Raw genomic sequence first — 2919 nt, 5'->3', positions numbered from 1 at the left:
GAATGACACTTTCACCTACAGCGTTAGCGACCGCGCTGCAACTGTCCCGGGTACGGTGAATATCAACGTTACTAACAGTCTGCCAACAGCACAACCAGACACCTACAGTACCAGTGCGGGAAAAGCCCTCAGCATTGCCGTGCCGGGAGTTTTAGCGAACGACGCCGACTTTGACACGCTGACTGCTGCGCTGGCCGCAAATCCGACGAAAGGGTCGATCGCCCTCAACAAAGACGGTTCTTTCACTTATACTCCTAACGCGGGCTTTTCTGGAACAGACACATTTACCTACACAGTCAGCGACGGAATAGTTAGCTCTGCACCCGCTACCGTAACTGTAAACGTCAACAATAACCCGCCTGTAGCCAATTCTGACACCTATACAACTGCTTTTAACAGTCCCCTCAACGTGACGGGTTTGGGAGTCTTAATCAACGATACAGACCCGGAAAACGACCCGCTGACTGCGATTCTGGTGACAAATCCGGCTACAGGGTCGATCGCCCTCAACGCTAAGGGTTCTTTCACTTATACTCCGAATGCTGGTTTTGCAGGGACAGACTCTTTTACCTACAAAGCTAATGACGGGAAAGCTGATTCTGCGATCGTCACGGCAAGCATTCTTGTAAATACCCCTCCAACTCCCACAGAAACTCCGACTCCGACTCCCACGGGAACTCCGACTCCGACTCCCACGGGAACTCCGACTCCGACTCCCACGGAAACTCCGACTCCGACTCCCACGGAAACTCCGACTCCGACTCCCACGGGAACTCCGACACCAACTCCCACGGGAACTCCGACTCCCACAGAAACTCCGACTCCGACTCCGACAGAAATTCCGACTCCGACTCCCACGGGAACTCCGACTCCCACAGAAACTCCGACACCAACTCCCACGGGAACTCCGACTCCCACAGAAACTCCGACACCAACTCCCACGGGAACTCCAACTCCGACTCCCACGGAAACTCCGACACCAACTCCCACGGGAACTCCGACTCCGACGGAAACTCCGACTCCCACAGAAACTTCGACACCAACTCCCACAGGAACTCCGACTCCCACAGAAACTCCGACACCAACTCCTACAGAAACTCCGACACCAACTCCCACGGGAACTCCGACTCCCACAGAAACCCCGACTCCGACGGGAACTCCGACTCCGACTCCGACTCCGGCTCCAACTCCGACTCCAACTCCGACTCCCACGGGAACTCCAACTCCGACTCCGACTCCCACGGAAACTCCGACGCCAACTCCCACCGAAACTCCAACTCCGTCTCCAACTCCGACTCCAACTCCGACTCCCACGGGAACTCCAACTCCGACTCCGACTCCCACGGAAACTCCGACGCCAACTCCCACCGAAACTCCAACTCCGACTCCCACGGAAACTCCAACTCCGACTCCCACAGGAACTCCAACCCCGACTCCGACTCCCACAGGAACTCCGACTCCGACTCCAACTCCAACGGGAACTCCAACTCCAACGGGAACGCCAACAGGAACTCCAACGCCAACAGGAACTCCGACTCCGACTCCCACGGGAACTCCGACTCCAACGGGAACGCCAACAGGAACTCCAACGCCAACGGGAACTCCAACGCCAACGGGAACTCCGACTCCGACGGGAACTCCTGTTGACTCTGACAGCGTTCGCGGCGGGGATACTGATTGCATTTGCGAACAGATTACCCTACCCGCGATCGGTTCGATTCCGGGCCCGAATTCAGTCGATCGCACTTTCAATGGCACTGACGGCGACGACTTCCTCATCGGCAGCAATCTCAACGACGTTATTAGGGGTTTCAACGGCGACGACATTCTGCTGGGCCAAAAAGGCAACGACAATATTTACGGGGGACTGCCCAGCAATATCCCCCTTGGCCCCAATGCAGACAAAGACTTGCTGTTTGGCGGCGCTGGCAATGATTACCTCAACGGCGCCGGCGGCGACGATCGCATTTTCGGGGGTAAGGGCGATGATGTGGCCATCGGCGGCAAAGACGATGACTTGATTTGGGGCGACAAGGGAAATGACACTCTAGTTGGGGCTCAGGGTAACGACTGCTTGTTTGGAGGCAGTTTTGACCCGTCTAGCCCTGACTCGACTGGACGCGATTTGCTCTTTGGCGGTGCTGGCAACGACTTCTTGAACGGGGGAGATGCTGCGGATACTCTAAGCGGCGGAGAGGGCAACGATACGGTTTACGGGGGCAAGGGCAATGATGTTGTGGTGGGGGGTACAGGCAACGATCTGCTGTTGGGCGATCGCGGCAGTGATAGCATTTGCGGCGGCGACGGGGACGATACTATTTTCGGAGACAGGCCGATCGGCTTTAACGGCGAGCCAGATTCCCTGTGTGGCGGTGCTGGCAATGATTTGATGTTTGGCAACGGCGGTAGTGACAAGCTATGCGGCGAGGAGGGCAACGATACTCTCTATGGCGGTAAAGGCGACGATTGTCTGATTGGGGGTTTGGGCAATGATATTCTCAGCGGCGACATTGGGCGCGATCGCTTTGTTTTAACAGCAGGTGAAGGCAGCGATATAATTACTGATTTCACAAATGGTGAAGATTTGCTGGTGTTAGCGGGCGGTCTAACTTTTGCTCAACTTAGTATTACCCAAAACGCTAATACAGCTTTCATCAGGATTGGTCAAAATGGTCAACTGTTGGCTGCTTTGAACGGAGTGCAAGCTAGTGCGATCGATCTGAATGATTTTACCATCTTCGGGTAAGCACTGCATAATCTGCCCGCGTCTTGGTGAGTGCCGAGCCTGGTATAGAAGTCCCTCAAACGCTTGCAATTTAGTAGCTTGTAGGTGCGCGCTGCCCTTCTAGGGCGTCGGTTCAGTATTAGGAGTTGACAAAAAAAGGAATTTATGAAATTAGCCAGTGCATGAGTTCGAGT

General features: G+C 55.1%; 1 protein-coding gene. It reads left to right on the top strand.

The window, feature by feature from the left end:
* Nucleotides 1-2746, top strand: a 2746-nt coding sequence (locus QUA54_RS33910) for an Ig-like domain-containing protein (RefSeq protein WP_333419376.1), incomplete at its 5' end; no start/stop codon positions are given.
* Nucleotides 2747-2919: the final 173 nt, after the last annotated feature.

It is taken from the genome of Microcoleus sp. MOSTC5 (genome assembly GCF_036701825.1).
Lineage (GTDB): Bacteria > Cyanobacteriota > Cyanobacteriia > Cyanobacteriales > Microcoleaceae > Microcoleus > Microcoleus asticus.
This window is presented reverse-complemented; position numbering and strand designations above follow the sequence as displayed.